We start from the raw sequence: 350 nt of genomic DNA on the forward strand, positions 1-350 counted from the left end.
AAGTCCATAGCCTTGAAATCTAAATCTGAAAAGGCTAAGGTTGAGAAGTCAAAAGCTCTTCAAGCTGAAGAAGAAGAATCTGAAGAAGCATCAGAAGATTCTGATGAAGATGAGCTGACTCTGATCTCCAAGAGACTCAACCGCATCTGGAAGCACAGGCAGAGCAAGTACAAAGGCTCTGGAAAGGCAAAAGGAAAGTATGAGTCCTCAGGCCAGAAGAAGTCATCAATCAGGGAAGTCACGTGTTTTGAGTGCAAAGAATCAGGGCACTACAAAAGTGATTGTCCAAAGTTGAAGAATGACAAGAAGCCAAAGAAGCACTTCAAGACAAAGAAGAGTCTGATGGTGAC

The 350-nt window shown here is 42.9% G+C and carries 1 protein-coding gene; it reads left to right on the plus strand.

Annotated features, from left to right (window positions below):
- The coding region (locus tag AABA86_RS33980; protein ID WP_338309847.1) for a hypothetical protein at positions 1-350 on the plus strand (350 nt) is incomplete at both ends.

It is taken from the genome of Bradyrhizobium sp. TM233 (assembly GCF_036247965.1).
Classification (GTDB): domain Bacteria; phylum Pseudomonadota; class Alphaproteobacteria; order Rhizobiales; family Xanthobacteraceae; genus Bradyrhizobium; species Bradyrhizobium ottawaense.